At 40.6% G+C, this 17,969-nt stretch carries 18 protein-coding genes and 1 pseudogene; 5 read left to right on the top strand and 14 right to left on the bottom strand.

Annotated features, from left to right (window positions below; genetic code table 11):
- Nucleotides 1-45: 45 nt before the first annotated feature.
- The 5 genes and pseudogenes from KSP24_RS21720 to KSP24_RS21740 all read right to left on the bottom strand — a co-directional run bounded on the left by KSP24_RS21720 (nt 46) and on the right by KSP24_RS21740 (nt 3,463).
- Nucleotides 46-1,320, bottom strand: coding sequence for an acyl-CoA thioesterase/bile acid-CoA:amino acid N-acyltransferase family protein (locus tag KSP24_RS21720; protein ID WP_216976663.1), 1,275 nt, complete (start codon nt 1,318-1,320; stop codon nt 46-48).
- Between the two features lie 64 nt (nt 1,321-1,384).
- Nucleotides 1,385-1,945, bottom strand: a complete 561-nt coding sequence (locus KSP24_RS21725) for a MarR family winged helix-turn-helix transcriptional regulator (protein ID WP_165083600.1) — start codon at nt 1,943-1,945, stop codon at nt 1,385-1,387.
- 353 nt (nt 1,946-2,298) lie between these two features.
- Entirely contained in the window at nt 2,299-2,631 is a 333-nt protein-coding gene (locus KSP24_RS21730; protein ID WP_216976665.1) for a hypothetical protein, read from the bottom strand.
- Between the two features lie 7 nt (nt 2,632-2,638).
- Nucleotides 2,639-2,968 (bottom strand): annotated as a pseudogene (locus tag KSP24_RS21735) (alpha/beta fold hydrolase); the annotation flags it as partial.
- 126 nt (nt 2,969-3,094) lie between these two features.
- Nucleotides 3,095-3,463: a hypothetical protein gene (locus KSP24_RS21740; protein WP_017428542.1), complete on the bottom strand. Its 369-nt coding sequence runs from the start codon at nt 3,461-3,463 to the stop codon at nt 3,095-3,097.
- 191 nt (nt 3,464-3,654) lie between these two features.
- Between KSP24_RS21740 and KSP24_RS21745 the strand changes: the two genes are divergently transcribed.
- The 3 genes from KSP24_RS21745 to KSP24_RS21755 all read left to right on the top strand — a co-directional run bounded on the left by KSP24_RS21745 (nt 3,655) and on the right by KSP24_RS21755 (nt 7,649).
- Nucleotides 3,655-5,079 (top strand): spore germination protein, encoded by a 1,425-nt coding sequence (locus tag KSP24_RS21745; RefSeq protein WP_013371062.1) that lies wholly within the window; start codon nt 3,655-3,657, stop codon nt 5,077-5,079.
- A gap of 14 nt (nt 5,080-5,093) precedes the next feature.
- A complete protein-coding gene (locus KSP24_RS21750; RefSeq protein ID WP_013371061.1) occupies nt 5,094-6,302 on the top strand; it encodes a Ger(x)C family spore germination protein in 1,209 nt (402 codons plus the stop codon).
- Between the two features lie 246 nt (nt 6,303-6,548).
- Complete coding sequence (locus KSP24_RS21755; RefSeq protein WP_216976667.1) at nt 6,549-7,649, top strand: GerAB/ArcD/ProY family transporter; 1,101 nt, start codon at nt 6,549-6,551, stop codon at nt 7,647-7,649.
- 53 nt (nt 7,650-7,702) lie between these two features.
- On the opposite strand, the gene KSP24_RS21760 is transcribed toward KSP24_RS21755, so the two are convergent.
- Both KSP24_RS21760 and KSP24_RS21765 read right to left on the bottom strand, forming a co-directional pair.
- The gene (locus KSP24_RS21760; RefSeq protein WP_216976669.1) at nt 7,703-8,395 is read right to left on the bottom strand and encodes a pseudouridine synthase; all 693 of its coding nucleotides are present in this window, start codon (nt 8,393-8,395) and stop codon (nt 7,703-7,705) included.
- Nucleotides 8,396-8,533: 138 nt separating this feature from the next.
- Nucleotides 8,534-8,725: a DUF3934 family protein gene (locus KSP24_RS21765; protein ID WP_216976671.1), complete on the bottom strand. Its 192-nt coding sequence runs from the start codon at nt 8,723-8,725 to the stop codon at nt 8,534-8,536.
- A gap of 210 nt (nt 8,726-8,935) precedes the next feature.
- Here KSP24_RS21765 and KSP24_RS21770 point away from each other — a divergent pair, with 210 nt between their 5' ends.
- Nucleotides 8,936-9,364, top strand: a complete 429-nt coding sequence (locus KSP24_RS21770; protein ID WP_216976673.1) for a VOC family protein — start codon at nt 8,936-8,938, stop codon at nt 9,362-9,364.
- Between the two features lie 72 nt (nt 9,365-9,436).
- Here KSP24_RS21770 and KSP24_RS21775 read toward each other — a convergent pair whose 3' ends face one another.
- Nucleotides 9,437-9,820: a winged helix-turn-helix transcriptional regulator gene (locus KSP24_RS21775; RefSeq protein ID WP_013371054.1), complete on the bottom strand. Its 384-nt coding sequence runs from the start codon at nt 9,818-9,820 to the stop codon at nt 9,437-9,439.
- Nucleotides 9,821-10,051: 231 nt separating this feature from the next.
- Here KSP24_RS21775 and KSP24_RS21780 point away from each other — a divergent pair, with 231 nt between their 5' ends.
- Nucleotides 10,052-10,627, top strand: a complete 576-nt coding sequence (locus KSP24_RS21780) for an NAD(P)H oxidoreductase (RefSeq protein WP_216976675.1) — start codon at nt 10,052-10,054, stop codon at nt 10,625-10,627.
- A 71-nt stretch (nt 10,628-10,698) separates the two neighbouring features.
- On the opposite strand, the gene KSP24_RS21785 is transcribed toward KSP24_RS21780, so the two are convergent.
- The 6 genes from KSP24_RS21785 to KSP24_RS21810 form a co-directional block, all read right to left on the bottom strand.
- The gene (locus tag KSP24_RS21785) at nt 10,699-11,706 is read right to left on the bottom strand and encodes a FecCD family ABC transporter permease (RefSeq protein ID WP_216976677.1); all 1,008 of its coding nucleotides are present in this window, start codon (nt 11,704-11,706) and stop codon (nt 10,699-10,701) included.
- A complete protein-coding gene (locus tag KSP24_RS21790) occupies nt 11,703-12,728 on the bottom strand; it encodes a FecCD family ABC transporter permease (RefSeq protein ID WP_216976679.1) in 1,026 nt (341 codons plus the stop codon). The genes KSP24_RS21785 and KSP24_RS21790 overlap by 4 nt, the downstream gene beginning before the upstream one ends.
- 33 nt (nt 12,729-12,761) lie before the next feature.
- Nucleotides 12,762-13,745: an ABC transporter substrate-binding protein gene (locus KSP24_RS21795; RefSeq protein ID WP_216976681.1), complete on the bottom strand. Its 984-nt coding sequence runs from the start codon at nt 13,743-13,745 to the stop codon at nt 12,762-12,764.
- 131 nt (nt 13,746-13,876) lie between these two features.
- Nucleotides 13,877-14,326 (bottom strand): immunity 63 family protein, encoded by a 450-nt coding sequence (locus tag KSP24_RS21800; RefSeq protein WP_216976683.1) that lies wholly within the window; start codon nt 14,324-14,326, stop codon nt 13,877-13,879.
- 255 nt (nt 14,327-14,581) lie between these two features.
- Complete coding sequence (locus KSP24_RS21805) at nt 14,582-15,541, bottom strand: aminoglycoside phosphotransferase family protein (protein ID WP_014599730.1); 960 nt, start codon at nt 15,539-15,541, stop codon at nt 14,582-14,584.
- Between the two features lie 140 nt (nt 15,542-15,681).
- A complete protein-coding gene (locus KSP24_RS21810; protein WP_216976685.1) occupies nt 15,682-17,703 on the bottom strand; it encodes an NAD(P)/FAD-dependent oxidoreductase in 2,022 nt (673 codons plus the stop codon).
- Nucleotides 17,704-17,969 lie beyond the last annotated feature (266 nt).

Here is a 17,969-nt window from a genome sequence, read left to right on the forward strand (position 1 = left end):
ATGATCACTATTATGGTTTGGCTTGCCTGAGTTTGAAGACACGCCCTAATTCATGAAAAATTCTATTGTTTTCTGCCAAGAATCTGATTGACCAAAAGAATTTCCTTTTAAAGTACCACCACAAGTAAAAACGCCTCCACCCATTTTTAAGTTCAACGTTTCGCTTAAAGGTATAATAAACGGTATTGGTAATGAGTGACCTAAATCGTTATAGTCTAAAAGATTATATTTGTATTTATAATTGTTTTTTTTCAAAATACTCATTATTTCTACACATGCATCGTGAGTATTCCATATATTGTCTTGCTGACCTGAAATCAGCAATAAATTTGCATTTGCATTCTCTATTTTTATTCGAGCCTCCTCTTTATTTCTTGCCCTTTCCACACTTTTTCTATATGTAGTAGTAAACCCAAAAGGGATATTCTTATCTAAGCAATGACGATGATGCTCATAAAAAATGTCATTATCAACTGGTATAAATGGTAATGATCTCCCTTCATATGACCATGATGAAACATTTTTACCACTCATCAAACCATCCAACGCTTGAAAACAATATGCATGAGGCGCAGAAGCCACAACTTTAGCAATGAAATTATAGCGTGATGCCAAAAGTAACGCCAATTCTCCACCTTTAGATGTACCATGTACATATATTTCATTAGTACGTGTTAATGGATTCCTTTTAAGCCAAGAGAACACCTTTTCAAAATATTCAAGAGGAATTTCCTCAAGCTTTTTAGGCAATCCCTTTTCATTGAAATATCCAACGGTTAAAACATTAAAACCTCTAGATGCCAATGGTCCTGACAAAAGCGAAAGACCCCTTCGTTCACCATCAGATCCACCCAATACTACAATCGTTTTATAATTTGAGTTTTCAGTATAAAACAACTCTCCCACGAATTCATCAGTAATCTGATGTCTTTTCACTTCCGGTAACTTAAACATACGCTCTAGTCTCATGCATTCTCGATCTTGTCCATTTTCACATACTATGTCAATAAATAAACTATCATCTATTGAAATATTATGAGCGATATTTCCTCCCTCACTATTAATCTTCTGTAAAGAAGCAACAAGCCCCATACTGTCTATATAATCATAAGTTCCAGAATCAGGTTTGTGTTTCGATAAATCAACACTACCGTTTGAATCCACAGTAAACCAAGCAAATGACTGAAACTTTTCACTAACTGCCCAAGGAAAATGCATGGATGCAGTTATTTTTATTTTACTCTCTGGTGGTAACCCTGTGACACAAAAATCGATTTTTTCATCAATTAGTGAAATTCTCGGTTGTACTTGTAATTTCATCTCGCAACCTCCAAAAGTAGTAAAGAATTTTGATGGAAAAATGTTATCTATTTCAATTCCACGCTTAAATATGTTTTCTTCGTAAAATAAAACTATCTAAAGCTCGAAGTTGTGCTTCTTGAAACTCTTCCAAGTCTTCAAATTTATAATTTACATCTTCCTCAAAACCAACGTACTCTTCGTTGTGAGTACCATATATTCTTTTCAATAAACTCCATAACACTTCTAATTCTTCAGTTGTGAATTCATTAAAAATATCTGCCATTAGGCATATTGCTTTCTCACCACATTCCAGCATGACTCTTTTCCCTAATTCCGTGATTTCTACGTTAATGGCACGTTTATCCCGTTTGCTCGGTGTCGTAATCAAGTATCCTTTATTCTCTAAATTAACTATAAGCTTTTGTGCACTTTGTTTGCTTGTTTCTAACTTTCTTGCAATATTAACAAGTGTCGTTTCATCCTCTGACAAATGAGCTATTGCCAGCATGATCATGTACTGTCGTGATGTTAATTTCTCAAAATAGTTATCGCCTTGTATTTGCAATTTGTTAGTAACGGAAAAAAAAGCAGTGTAAGTTTGCTGCATTAAATGTAACTCTCTAATTGCTTTAGCATATTCCATGATTATATCCTCTTATTATGATTATAGTCACCATGGTGACTATAATCATAATAACAACATTCAGTATTATAGTCAACATGGTGACTATAATACTGAATAGAAATTTCAAATATTTAATAAACAGTTGCTATTTTGGTACTAAGTTCCCTAGTCGTTATGAACGATCAGTTCGCTCACGTATCTTTTGCCCTGGCAAACGTTTGAGAGTACAAGTCTAATGTAACTACTGCTTGATTAAGCATCCTGTTCATTTGTTTTTTCTCCATTTAAATATAAAAAAACTTATTTCTCCTCTTCGTTTGAGGTGAAATAAGTTTTGAACTGAGTACATTTATCCAGATGAATAGGAGTCCTTACCATTCAACTTCATCAAAAAAACGGAAAACCATCTTTTTTTCAAAATCATCTAAAATTTTAAATCCAGATATTTCATTCTCTTTTTCTCCAAGTTTTATCATAGTAGCTATTGCTAAGTCTCCCACCTTGTAATGGCCTATCAGCTTACATTGAGGTTCCCTTTTTAAAGATAATTCACTTAATTTTTTTATTATTTTCTCTGTACGAATGCCTTCTTTTCCGATATGTGCCATTGCATGATATAAAACTATGGGGTTTTTCTCTTCCAACAAATTTTCTAACTCATCTATTGAACATTTTCCTTCTTCCATTTTTCTTAATATATTCATTTTATTCCATCTGAGTCAGCATTCCGCCCATAGACATCCCTACGATATGCGCTTGTTCAATCTTATAAGCATCCAAAACTCGAATCGCATCATCTGCCATGTCTTCGAAAGTATAGTCAGGTTGACCCGGTTCATAAGTTGTAGAACATCCGACATCTCGGTTATCATAACGAACGACAAAACGACCTGTATCAGCTAAACGCTGGCAGAATTCTTCCTCCCACCAGATCAGTGAGGATTGAGCGCCCATAATCAGTAATATTGCTGGATGAACTCGCTCGCCGAAACTCTCACTACAGATTTCTATTCCATCGCTTTTTATATGTAGTTCATTCATGTAGAATTCCTCCCTTCAATGATATATAACAAAAAAACACCGAATATTACCTTCATCACTTATCCTTATTAAGTACTTCCAGTGCCTCTGCCTTAGACAGACAGGAATTACCGATCTACTCGGTCGCTAGTTTAAGATATTTTGTTGCAAGAAATTTAGAAAATCTCTTTGCATAGAGCCAAGCGTAAGAATTTTTTTGATTATCCTGAACCTACTGTGCTGGCCTTTGATTTTAAATGACCATACTGCAGAAGACAGGTGTCCAGAATGATATTTTTGTTCTTGTAAATCAGCTATTTCATATTCAACTTTTTGTACTACTTTTGTGGAAAATAGATTGAGGAAAAGGATAATAATCCGATCATTATTTAAGAGTAATATGGCTCGACTTGTATAAGCCGAAAAGCTCTGTGGAGTTGAATAGCAGATGAGCATGTCAGATTCTCTATGAGGTTCTGCTAGCTTGTCGATCAATTTTTTTGTAATGAATAGCATGATCAAATCCCTCTCTATCTGGATGTTTAAATGAATTGACAGTAAAGAATATCCGTCAAAAATATTATACTACACAAGTAAACTATTCCAAAAAAGGATAGTCATCTGTAGCCTGTTTGAATAATTAATCATGGATTATTGTGGTATTATTTCGGATTATTGTTAATACTACGAATCTGAGGAGGGTAACAATGAAGTTACATACCAAATTTTCAAGACAATTATGCCGGAATATCGAGCTCATTTGTGACTTCATGGGTAACAGTTCGGATTTTGTTGTTCGTGAAATCACAGCTGGTCATAAACACGCCGCTCTTTTTTATTTGGACGGAATGACTGACATGCAAAAGGTACAGGACAATGTGATCCGTCCGTTGCATGATCGTGTCTCCTCTGACGAGATCACTTTACCGTTATTGAAAAACGCAATTTTGGACATTGGTGAAGCAAGCTTCACTCAAAACTTTGAAGATGCCTTGGATCAAATTCTCTCAGGTGGTCTTCTCCTCCTACTGGACGATACGGATGAAGGATTGGTCATTTCTTTGCCTGGATGGGAAGAACGCAGCATTTCGGACTCGAAGACGCAGCCAGTGGTCAGAGGTCCGCAAGAAGCGTTTACAGAAACTTTACGTACGAATACGACTATGGTTCGCCGAAGGGTGAAGGATACAAGAGTACGTCTAACTACCATGAAAGTTGGCGAAAAAACTAAGACCGATATATCCGTCATGTATTTACATGGGGTCGCTGACCCCAAAAAGGTGCAGGACATGATATCCAAGTTAAAGAACATGCATGTAGAAGGCGTGCTTGAAAGCGAATATTTGGAAGAATGTCTCCATGATAAACAACTCACGATATTTCCGCTCTTTTACAATTCAGATCGCCCAGACTCCATTGCAGCAGGAATTATGGAGGGGAAAATAGCGATATTTGTGGATGGATCTCCCTTCGCCATCCTTGCACCTGCGGTGTTTGCAGATTTCCTTCAATCCGCAGAAGATTATTATCAATCCTTTGTTTACAGTAGTATCATTCGAATATTAAGGTACATCTGCCTGGCAATCTGTATGTTGGCTCCGGCCATTTATGTCGCATTAACGACATTCCATCAGGATATGATTCCAACCGTTTTATTATTAAGCTTATCCGCGCAACGTGAAGGAGTACCGTTTCCCGCATTTGTTGAGGCGATGATCATGGAAGTGGTTTTTGAAATTCTGAGGGAGGCAGGCCTTCGTATGCCACGGACGGTTGGTCAAGCCGTTTCTATTGTCGGGTCCATCGTGATCGGCCAGGCAGCTGTAGAAGCAAACATCGTTTCGGCTGTTATGGTCATTGTTGTTGCAATAACGGCCATTTCCAGCTTTGTCATTCCCTCGTACACCTTTGCCATTCCAATCCGGATATTACGTTTCGCCTTCATAGGCATAGCCGCTATGTTTGGTGTGTACGGGTTGACTGTTGGTATTCTTATGCTCTTTGTACATCTGAATGGGCTTCATTCATTCGGTGTACCGTATTTGAGCCCCTTTGCCAATTACAAATCGTCAGAGCAGAGGGACGCAATATTGCGTTTTCCATATAGGACAAAAAAACATCGCAAAAACTAAAGGAGTAGACCATCATGAATTCGTATCGATCCACCATTTTATTACTGTTTATGTGCATCTGGCTAATGGTGTTTCTTACGGGTTGTTGGAATAGTAAGGAATTGAGCGCAATTTCCGTCGTGATGGCTCTGGGCATTGATGCTGTTGATGACCAATATGAAGTCAGTTTACAGGTGGTTGACCCATCGAAAATGTCTCAGAATTCCCCCACGGAACGGACGCCAACGATCGTTTTTTCCAAACGCGCCGATACCATATTTGAGGCTATTCGAAAATTAACAACGGAATCGTCCCGCAAAATGTATATGTCTCACTTAAAGTTTGTCATTTTTGATGAGAAAACCGCAAAAAAAGGAATCAAGGAGCCGCTGGACTTTCTATTCCGTGATCATGAAGTTCGGCCTGATTTCTATTTGGCCGTTGTCAGAGAAAACTCGGCAAAGGAGGCCGTTACTTTTGTAGCTCCAACCGAGGTTTTGCCTGCAATGGATATGTATAAAGCATTAAAGATTTCTGAAAAAGCATGGGCTCCAACTTCCGCGGTCAATGTAAAAGATCTTTTGCAGAAATTTACGGAGGATGGCATTGAACCAGTTCTCACCGGTATTCGACTGACAAACGTAGAAAAAGGTCTGACTATTGATAATGTGACAAAGTCGCCTCAACATGTTAAATATTTTTTCACTGGAATTGGTGTTTTCAAGGGCGATCGACTTATCGATTGGATGGATGATTCACAAAGTAAAGCATTTACCTATATATCCAACCGTGTTTCCAGTACCGTAGCTTCCATCGATTGTCCGAATTCCAAAGGAAAATTTGTTGTTGAAGTAATCCGTTCCAAAGTAAAAATACATCCAGAAATAATAGACCATGAGCCGCGTATTTCTCTTATTGTGGATACAGAATCCAATATCGGAACAATCTCGTGTAATGCCAACCCTAAGAATGAAGAGACATTTAGAGATCTTCAAGAATCAGCTAAAGAGCATCTGCAACAGTCTTTGAAGAAAGGCATTTCGCACGCACAACAAATCGGTTCCGATATATTCGGGTTTGGAGAAGCTTTTCACCGCAAATTCCCGCGTGAATGGCATAGATGGAAAGAGGATTGGCCACAAAAATTCCAAACACTTAAAGTGGATATTCAGCTCAATTATCGTTTAGTTCGGTTCGGAGACATCACTAGTCCAATTGATATGGGAATACACAATCAGGAGTGAATGCATATGCTTTATGTGATTCTCGTAACTTCCATTTTAACATCGTTGTATGAGTTTAAAAAATTTAAAGAGAAACAATATGTACGTGAAATTGTATTCAGCTCAATATTGTTGATTATAGGCGTTATATTGATTATCCTACGGATCGCCAGCATTAAACTGCCAACTCCACTAACGGGCATTCAAATCCTATTTCAACCGATAAGTCGGTTACTTACAGAAATGTTATCTTAAGGAGGTATTAGGGTGAATTCCAACTTGACCGTTCGACAAGCTATTATGTGGTTTGCATTATATCAAATAGGAAGCGCATATCTGGTACTCCCAGCGGCAATTACCGCTGCCGCTAAACAAGATGCCTGGCTCTCCATCCCAGTCTCCTTAGGGTTTTATCTGTTATTGATACCTTTATATACCTCCATCGCTAGGCAAATACAGGGGAAATCTTTCGTAGAGTATCTCCGTTGCCTCTTCGGACCCTTGGGCGGAACGATCAGTATCGTTTTCATTTTTTTCTTTCCCTTTCTTGTGTTCATCATGACGCTTCGAAATCTAGGCGACTTTATCACGATAGCTATTATGCCTGAAACTCCCCCCGACGCCATATATTTCATCATGCTTATAGTCATTTATTTCGCCGTTCGATCAGGCCCAGCTGTAATTGGCCGTTGTGGGGAAATCCTGTTTTTTTTCCTTCTTGTTCTGTATCTTTTAGTCAGGATTACCCTTCTTCCTGAGAGCAAAATAGATAATGTGCTCCCTATTTTTGAGTATGGTTTGAACCCTATCCTTCTCGCTTCGTTCAATTTGTTTGCCTTTCCCTATCTTGAGGCATTTCTGTATCTTTTTTTTGCACAGTACATCCCTGATCCAAAAAAGTGGAGAAAGACAGTGATAACATCTGCTCTGATTAGCGGCGGCATGTATTTTCTCATGGTTCTACAAATAATCGCCGTGATGAGTGAAGGTGTTGTATCTAATTTAACATTTCCTACTTTTTTTATTAACCGAACAATCAGTAGCGGAGAGTTTCTTCAACGGTTTGAAATTTTCGTTGCAGTGTTCTGGTTTGTCACTATTTTTTTCCGACTCGCACTGCTTTTATATGTTTCAGCACAAGGGCTTGCAGATGCTTTTCGCCTTCGAAACGCTAACTCTCTCTTAGTTCCTTTGATCCTAATCGCAATAGCAATGGTTCATTCTATTTGGCCAAACATGCAATTTATAAACAAGTTTTTTTCAGTATGGCCTTTTTACGCCATGATTTTCGGTATTGTGTTTCCTATTGTGCTATGGCTGGTGGGTAAATTAGGCGGCTCGTTGAAATTACGTAAAAAGTATCACTAAGTTGCGTTGGCTGTATGAACATATTGCCTTCAAATAAACTTTTGTTATACTCATTATTGCAATTTAGCGAGAAGTAGCTCCAGTTCCTCCTTCTCAAGATGTCTCCATTGCCCACGCTCCAGATGATCCAATGTAATATTCATAATTCGAACACGCTCCAGCTTAAGCACCCTGTAGCCCAAAGCCTTGCACATTCTACGAATTTGCAGGTTTAGACCCTGTGTCAAAATAATACGGAACTCGTATTCGCTTATACGATCAACCTTGCACGGTTTGGTAATGACGTTCAATATTTCAACGCCACGAGACATGGTCTGTGTAAATTCATCTGTAACAGGTTTGTCTACAGTCACCACATATTCCTTCTCATGACCATGCTCGGAACGCATCATTTGATTGACAATGCTTCCATCGTTCGTTAATAAAATGAGCCCTTCTGACGCCTTATCCAGCCTGCCAATGGCAAAAATACGTGAAGGATAATTGACATAACGAATAATATTGCCCTCCACTTGCTCTGCTGCCGTACATACAATGCCGATAGGTTTATTTAATGCCAAATATACGGGTTCACTATGATTAATCGGAATAGGCATCCCATCGATCAACACGATATCCAGTGGCTCTACTTCCGCGCCCGCTTCACATACGCTGCCATTAATTGTAATTCGCCCTGCTGCAATCAGCCTGTTCGTTTCCCGACGTGAGCAGAATCCTGTCTCACTAATGTACTTGTTAATTCGCATGATTCACCTATTTTACGTTGTAGTATGAGAAATATGGATCAATACAGGCGGTACGTCTTTAATCCACTAAAAAAACATCTGATTATGCGTACGTAATCAGATGTTAGCCTTTTAAAAACAACCCTATACATGCTCGGCCTACTTACTTCTTCCGCCTCTGTTACCAATTGGCTTGGCAGCGCCGCCTTTTGCAGCTCCTGCCGCTGTATTTCCTGGTGCACTGGTAGCAGCGCTTTTTCTCCTTACAGGCTTCGCCGTTTTGTTCCAGCGTGTCCAGCCTTTACTTCCCGTACCTCTGCCGGTTCCGCCACCCTTACTTTTTCCACCCATATAATCACTCCATGACTAGTCGTTCAGATTTAACTAAGCTATCATACCATTACTTTGATCATAATGCCCATTTGTTTTAAAAATTGAACATGTTAAGCCGCAAATACTTTTGTAAAATGGATCTTATTGTATTTTTGTTTGTTTGCAGGTAAATAATGAAATGAGATTGTATAGTATGGAAAAATAATGATCCTTAAAGGAGTGAAACACATGTCAGTTGATGTTTATCTTAACTTTAATGGAGACTGTCGCGAGGCAGCAGAATTTTACGCAGAGGCATTTGGGACTGAGAAACCAAAGATCATGACGTTCGGTGAAGCACCGCCCAACCCCGATTATCCTCTACCAGAAGAAGCCAAAAATTTGGTCATGCATACGCGGCTTCAAATTGATGGTAGTAATGTGATGTTTTCAGACGTTTTTCCTGGTATGCCTTTTGTTGCGGGAAACAACATCAGCCTCGCCATCGTCAATAAGGACGAAGAGAAAATTCGATCGTACTTTCATAAGTTAAAAGAAGGCGGGACCGTAAACATGGAACTTCAAGAAACATTCTGGAGCAAATGTTACGGCAGCCTTAAGGATAGGTTCGGAATTGAATGGCAATTAAGTTATGACAACGGAATGACCGACAGTTAGCCTTTTATATTGTCTTACGGACAGTTAAGCCCTCACAAGCTATCTGATTGAATGCTTTATGAGGGCTTAATATCAGTCGCACCCTTGGAATTCTTCTAAAACCTTGAATTTGTCTCCATGGATCTTATCCAGGTGATCCTCTCCCCAATAGCATAAATGATCTAGCGCGGGTTTTAATCCCCAGCCGTAGTGCGTTAACTCATACTCCACTTTAGGTGGGATTTCATTAAAAACCTTTCGTGTAACAATCCCATCCTTTTCCAGACTTCTGAGCTGAGTGGTCAGCATTTTTTGAGTAATACCGGGCATTAACCTACGAAACTCAGACGATCGTTTCCGTCCTGTCATCAGATGGTAGATAATTAAAGGCTTCCATTTTCCTCCCATTACCTCTAAAGCTGCTTCCACTCCAACTTGATACTTCTTTTGAACCCTATTTTTGGTCGGTTCATTCATTCCTTAATCCTCCTTTAGAAGGCTACGTTTGCTCAGAACAACCCATCACTTCAATTCGTGACCCAGGTCAGTTTAGGTAATCTACCTAGGGTACTTCCATGTTCCTATGGCACCTGTATCATCCTATAGAACGTAAAAGTGCGTACTTCCAGATTATTTTCCTACTGTTTATAATAGCAGCAAGCATTGAGCATGCCTAGAAGTTAGCCTATTAAGAAAGGTAGTGAAAACATGAAAGTACTCGTCGTTGTTTCACATCCGAGAAAAGATTCTTTAACCTTTAAGGTTGCTGGTCGTTTCGTACAAGGTCTTGCCGATGCAGGCCACGATTATGAGATATTGGATTTGCATGGGATTGGTTTTGATCCTGTTTTAAAAGGAGGAGACGAACCGGATTGGTCCGTTGCGAAGCAGTCCTTTTCCCCTGAAGTAGAAATGGAAATAAAGCGGATGAAGGAGCATGACGCGTTGGCATTTATTTTTCCACTTTGGTGGTGGCATTTGCCAGCTATGCTGAAGGGTTATATTGATCGTGTATGGAACAATGGGTTTGCGTACGGTTCGAATAACCTTCATCATCAGCATATCTTATGGATTGGCTTGGCCGGCGTTTCGAAAGAACAGCTGAAAAAGCGCAACTATGATGAAATGATTACTCATTTGCTGAATGTGGGTATTGCAGATTATTGCGGTGTTTCCAATTCCAAGGTTGAATTCTTAGATGAGACACTGGGTTCAAATTCCGGTCATTATGAAATACTGCTGGACCAAGCTTATCGCTTGGGTTTAAATTATGCCAAAAATTAGGTTTAATTACAAGACGCTAACCCAGCCATATTTTCCATGGACATGGGTTAGGGTCTTTCATTGATCTACATTTAATTGGCCTTTGACAACAAATAGAGGAAATAAGGGGTAACCAGGATAGTAATTATGATTCCGGTTGGAATATCAGCACCAAAACTGATTGTCCGTGTAAGTGTGTCAGCAATTAATATGACCAGTGCACCAACCAATGCAGTGGTAGGTAATAGTAGCTTATGATCGGGACCTACCAGCCTGCGAGCCAGATGGGGACTAACCATCCCCACAAAAAAGAAATTTCCACCAAGTGCCACGCTACCAGAAGCCAGAGCTACTGCTGCGATCGTCAAGCCGATAAATTCCCTTTTAATGGCTACGCCGAGCCCCGATGCTGTCTGATTTCCCAAATTCAGCGTATTGAGTGTGTTAGACCTGTAAAAAACGTAAAGGCAGATAATCAGCACCCAGGGGAGCAACACCATTATATAGCTCCAGTCGTCCCCCCACAGGTCTCCAGCCTGCCAACGCAGAGCAAAATCATACTGTTGCTTGTCTAGTCGGAGCGTCAGTATCAGCGACAATGCGCTGTAGCCACTCCCCATAGCAACACCCGTTAAAATTAGGCCTGTAGGCGAAATGTCTCTTCCCCGCCTGAAAGCAAACATAAAAATCAAGAAAGCTGCCGTTAGTCCGCCTGCAAAAGCCAGCCCTGGAAGAATAATAGGCGATAGTAATCCCTCACTAGCGAACAGCGTAATATACAAAAGCACAAATAACCCTGAGCCCGAACTGATGCCTAGTGTCCCCGGACTGGCCATGTCGTTTTTGAGCAGGCTTTGCATAATACAACCCGATATCCCCATGCCAATACCCACTAATACGGAAAGCACAATACGTGGCAGTCGAAATTCAAATACGATCAGGTTCTGCTTATTCGTTCCTTCGCCGATGATGACCTTGAAAACTTCGAGTGGGGACAGATTCATTTTCCCGACATTCATGCTAAGTACAGCAACCAGTAGTGTCAACATGGTTAACAGTAAAATAATGCTTATACCCCTGCTATTGCGGGACAGCTTCAACTAAACTCCCTCCTTTGCTTGCGCACAAGGTAGAGAAAATAGGGTACTCCGACCAAAGCAAAAATAATGCCCAGCGGCGTTTCGTGAGGGCGATTAATCATTCGACCCAGCAAATCTGCTGCCAGGAGAAAGACTGCGCCATACAGCGCTGAGGCGGGAATAATATATCGATAATCTGTACCGACCAGATATCGCATAATATGTGGCACGATCAAACCTACAAAGCCAACAGGACCGACAACAATAACCGATAGCCCCGTTAGAATTAATACGATTAGGGTTGAAAATAGCTTAATTCTATTCGCACGAATTCCCAAGCCTGACGCCACCTCCTCTCCAAAGCTCAAGATCGTAATGGAGGGAGAAAGGGCGATAGCACAGACCAAGCCCACTACAAATAGTAGTGAAATGAAAGCCAGTTCACTCCACTTGGCACTAGCAGTACCACCAGCAGACCAATAATCAAGTGCTTGACCAATCTCATACTTAATAGCAAGAAAAGTGCTAAACGCACCAAAGAGCATGGAAATGGACATTCCTGCTAGCACTAAGCGCTGAGGCGTCATTCCCCGCTTGCCTATAGATGCGATGTAGTACGTAATTCCTGTCGTGATTGCTGCACCTAAACAAGAATACAGCATGGTCTCTCCGTAGGTGCGGCCTGGTAAAAAGGCCATACATAGCGCAATAGCAAATGTCGAGCCTGAGCTTATACCGATGAGTCCCGAGTCGGCCAATGGATTGCGAGTGGTTCCCTGCATAATAGCCCCGCACACAGCCAAGCTGCACCCTACAATGATGTCTGCCACAGTGCGTGGAAAACGCAAAGTGTGAATGATTTGGTGTTCCGTAATATTGGGATCAAATTGAAATACAGCCCCCCACGCCAGCTTCAAGCTCATCTCCGCAGCACCAAAGGTGATGGATGCTGCGGAAACTACCAAGAGCAGGAACACGCCCACGATCATGTAGCTTACAAAATGAAATATTCCTTTTTTATTTCGTTCTTTGTGAGTAGACATCGATTACACCCTTAGTTGGTCAATTATGCATCGTTACTTCGTCTGTTCCAGTAATTTTCCAATAATATAATCTAGCTGTCCTGTCATACTAGCAACGTCTGAATAATAGAAAAGTCCTGCATATTTCGCTGGAATTTCGATAATGTGCCCATTTTTAACGGCTGGAATACTGCTCCAGATTTTGGTCTTCGCATATTCGGATTCTTTGCCTTCCTGCTTAAACCACAGGACATAATCCCCAAAGTATTCAGCAGCTACCTCATAGGATAAAGAACCTCGTCTCTCTCCGGAATTTTTAATCAATGTATTGAGCTTTTCCGGTTTGTGAAGTCCTAGAAAATCGTAAAGCAACGTTCCTCCCCGTGAGCCTGTTTCATAATATATTCCGTAGGATCCACTGCCCCAGTCCTCGAAAATGCTAAATGTTTTGTCCTTGAATATATCGGAATTAAGTTTTTCTTTGGCCTCACTCAGCTTGCTTTCAAACTGTGAAATCACTTTATCCGCTTCTGCTTCATGTCCTGTGGCCTGACCAAGGAATTTCAACCGTTCCACAGATGTCATTTTACCCTCAGGTATTACAAGAACAGGCGCAATTTTGGACAACTTATCATAATCCTTTGTGTCATATGTAATGATGAGATCAGGATCGTATTTCATAATTTCCTCGGTCTCCCACTTTTCAATAACAGGAATCCCATTAAACTTATCGTAAAAAGGCATAGTTTCTTGTTTCCAACCAAATACCGCTGCCGGCTTGATTCCCAGCGTGAATACATCGCCAATATACCAGTTGACCACTACCCGTTGGGGATTAGCGGGCACCTTTACATCTCCTTTTATTGTAGAGACTGTACGTGTACCAGACTCACCGCTTGCCTCTTCCTTCGTGAAAGAGGCAGGTTGAGCAGATGAATCTGAGGAACTGCCTGCATTTCCACATCCTGAAATAACGAAGATCATTACGAATAATGCACATAAAATCATGTAAGATTTCTTGCTCATCATATGATGCATGTTATAAATTCTCCTTTGAAATATAGTAATTGCAGAGCATACTTAAAATTATTGATATTGATAATCATTATCACTAATATAAAATTGTAAATTTCTGCTTCATGATTGTCAACTGTTTCTTTAAGTTTTATTTACTTTAATGGGTTTTCCAACGTTGCCCTTCTATTCGCTTCATGCCATTCCTGATAGATTCCTCCAATTTCATAAAATGCGTTATTCATTGCTGTTGTCAGCTCCTTCATGATCTCCTTGGTATATTTTAGATGAGTATTTTGGTTATCTACTTTATATTTGCGAAGCAGATTTAGATGAGAAATGATATGAATTGTATCTTCGATGATCCAATACATCACATCCTCTACATCTTGAGTAAGCTTATTCAGCATCTGTACGCCTCTTTCGTACATCTGTAGCGTATACCCCTGTTTGCCAACTTTCACATACGGACTCAGATCATCATAAAAATCCGTACGAAAAGGTCGTCTTACATATTGCTCATATTGTTCTTCGTACATCGAAGTTTGTTCGAGCAACTTAATGGTCATATCTATGATTTCTTGTTCTCTGTATATTTTTTTCATCAGATTTCCCCATCCTTTTCTCTACTAAAATTCAGGTCATAATCATATTAGGTCATAAGTGATGCAATAAAATACTAAACTATTTTTTTACCAACCATTAACAATTCCTTTGGCTGCAATCGATAAATAGAATAGAGGAGATTCTCCTCAATATTTCAAACTGGCCGTTTGGGAATTCACCTATAAGATTAAGAAACAATCATAAAACACTATAAATAGACCGTCACTCTCAGGAGCGGCGGTCTTCACATTTTACTACTCAGGTGAACGAGGTAGATACCATTTTGGTATAACCGTTTGAAAGTAATCATACCCCTCCAAAACCTCTTCAGCTCGTTGCACCATATCGTCTACCTCTTCTTTGCCAAATGGAATGGCCCAGTGAATCGATGAAATCTGATTGCTTGCAATATACAGTGCCATTAACCTAAAAAATAAATCCGGCACATCGTTATTGAAATAACCGTGAATACGACCAGAAGCAAATAATGGGCTTAATCCAGCACACCAGGTGATGCGATTGAATTCCTCCCAGGGATCGCCATAATCCAGTCTATTAAAATCAATGATACCCAGTTCACCAGATGAGGTAATCACCATATTGCCCACATGATAATCCCCGTGCTGAAATGTCTGGGGGCGATTTTCTAATAGATGACGGTTTTGCTCAATAAAACTTATCGTTTGATCTGCTCCTTTTAAAGCAATACCGCATGACTTATAGTTTCTGATATATCTGTTGATTTTGGCATTATAATGTTCAGCCCATTGGACGCGATCTTGCTCCGCGTAAATCTCATGCAACTTAGCCAATACCTTTCCAGCATGAACTCCAAGCTGATACTGCTGTTCTGCATTTAATGTGGGTATAATTCCTTCAGCATCCTCCCCGTTGACCCAGGTAAATAAAGAGTATACCGACTGTCCGTTGTTGCACAATCCAAAACCAAGCGGACGGGACATTAGAACATTATCTATATGATCCAGCTTTTTTACGGATTCAAATTCTCGCTGTTTCTTGTCATATTGGGTGATATTCGAAATTCTCAGCAGCAAATCTCTACCGTCAGTGGTTTGAATAAAATATTTGCTGTCACTGGACCAGCCTTTATGAATTTCTTGCACGTTCCTCCATGCGCTGGCACCTGGAATTTCACTCAAAAAATGATTCACGCTCGCATCCCCCCACGCTAATAGCCTTTTTATACCTTCCATAGTTTACCTTTAAAATGACAAAGGAATCAATCTTCTTGCCAGCATAAATCCAAATTAAAAAGGCTGAAAAGACAGACGTCTCTTCAACCTGAATATAAAGTGAGTTGTTGGTCATAAATACTATCACCTATACCCTCAATTTAGTAAGAATAGGAGAACTCATTTTTAAATTCGTCTACCCGTTGAATGGTTTTCAAAATATTCCGACCTTCACGGGTGCCATCAATAATACGACGCGCTTGTTTGCTGTCTCCGATATTTACAACTTCTACCTGATGCTCTTTTCCATATTGAAGCAAGCTATCCATCAGTGGAGTGTATGAACGCATACCCAAACATACGAACCCTAGATCAAAAGGAATCTCAAACTCCTGTTCTCCATGCTTTACTTTGAAGCGGTCGCTGCACACTTCTGTCAAAGCCGTCTCTGTATGGACATTTACTCCCCTTTCCTCCACCATTTTCATCATTGAAATGCGGGTAATCATATCCAGATCCTTGCCCAATAAAGGCATCATCTCAATGATAGAAACTTTTTGAGCCCCGCGTTCCGCATAATATTCTACAACATCCAGTCCCACGGCTCCTCCACCCACTACAGCAATACGTTTGCCTTCAAACTCTTGAAAGTTCTCCATGTTGTTCAACAGGTCAAAGATGGAAAATACTTTTGTACCCGGTTTGCCTAGTTGATCGTGCAGACCTGCAATGGGTGGAAGCAGTGGCTGGGCCCCAGTTGCATTGACAATAATATCAGGATTCAGAGCACTAATCATCGACATATCTGCTTTTGTACCCGTGACAATGTTCAGATTGGTTAACTGCTTGGTGCGCTGAATCAGATAATCTGGGAAATCATTGATGCGCGTTTTGTCTGGTAAGCGAGCAATATCACGCGCGAGGCCACCCAGTTCTGGCTTTTCTTCGAAGAGAGTTACTTTGCAGCCTACCTCAGCCGCTGTACAGGCCGCTTCCATCCCCGCTGTGCCCCCACCGATCACAACGACTTGAACACTGTTTCTAACTCGTTGTTTCCTGTATTCAGCTTCCTTGAACAGATCCGGATTAACCGTACAGCAAATTGGTTTACTTTTGGAGATACGGTGATCGGCACAACCAATGTTGCAGGAGATGCATTTTCTAAGCAAATGCTCGTAGCCGTTTTGCACTTTAAGCACCCAGTTCGGTTCTGCGATCAAACCTCTGCCCATTGCCAGAAGATCAGCGTCACCTCTTGCCAAAATATCCTGAGCAGCCTGTGGGCTCCGTATATTACCCGAGGTCATCGTGACCTTTCCGAATTTTTCTTTTACCGCTTTGGCCATATATGAGCGCCAACCATCAGGCAGGTTCATCCCGTCAATCTGGAACTGGATGGAATCATTTAGAGCTGCGGAAACGTTCAAAATATCTACCTCATCATTGAGATACTCCAGTAACTCCAGTGTATCTTCCAAGGTGTTCCCACCTTCTGTGAACTCCTCCGCACTAAAACGTAAGCAAATGGGGAAAAATGGACCCACCACTGAACGAATTTCATCAATGACTAATCTGGCAAAACGAGTACGGTTTTCTGCGCTGCCGCCAAATTCATCCGTACGTTTATTATACACTGGCGAAAGAAACTGACTCAGCAAGTAGGAATGTCCTGCGTGAATTTCAACACAGTCAAACCCAGCTCGTTGCGCTCTTCCCGCTGCTTCGCCGTATTTACGCACAATGGCATAAATTTCTTCTTTTTGCAGAGGTCTTGGGATCGCTCCACCCTTTTTAGAAGGAATATTCGATGCGGATACGGGTTGAACTCCGTTCAGTCGTCCCGCATAAGCCGAAGCACCCGCATGGTTAATTTGTACAGAAACACATGCCCCATAAGAGTGCAGGGCTTCTGTTAATCTAAACAGTCCAGGAATAAACTGATCATTATCCATCCGCAGCTGGGTTGTCCCGTTCGTTCCCATGGGGAAATCCAGACAAACATTTTCTACTGTGATCAGGCCAGTCCCCCCTTTAGCCCGTTGCACGTAATAGTCAATATGATCCTGAACAAAGCTTCCATCCATGGCAGCAAAGTTGGTTCCCATTGGGGGCATTACAATCCGATTCTTCAAGGTCATGCGCCGTATGGTCAGAGGTTCAAATATCGCAGGATAGTAGTTCATTGTTCTTCCTCCTTGCAGGTTTGCAAATTTCATTTTCAAGTTTCATTAAATAACTCATACATGTGATTTTTTTCACTTTAAAGGATATCGAAGTTTTATTGAGTACGATCATTCCTTATGAATTGATTTTATATCATTAAATCTATAAATTCTAATGCTATTTTATGTACTGAATCATAGTTTCAGTCTATAGATGAAATATAGTCCTACATAAAAAAAGGAACAATCCTTTGAGAAATGTTCCTTTTGACTCAAACCAAAATCAT

The organism is Paenibacillus sp. AK121, from assembly GCF_019042715.1.
In the GTDB taxonomy this organism is placed as follows: Bacteria; Bacillota; Bacilli; order Paenibacillales; family Paenibacillaceae; genus Paenibacillus; species Paenibacillus polymyxa_C.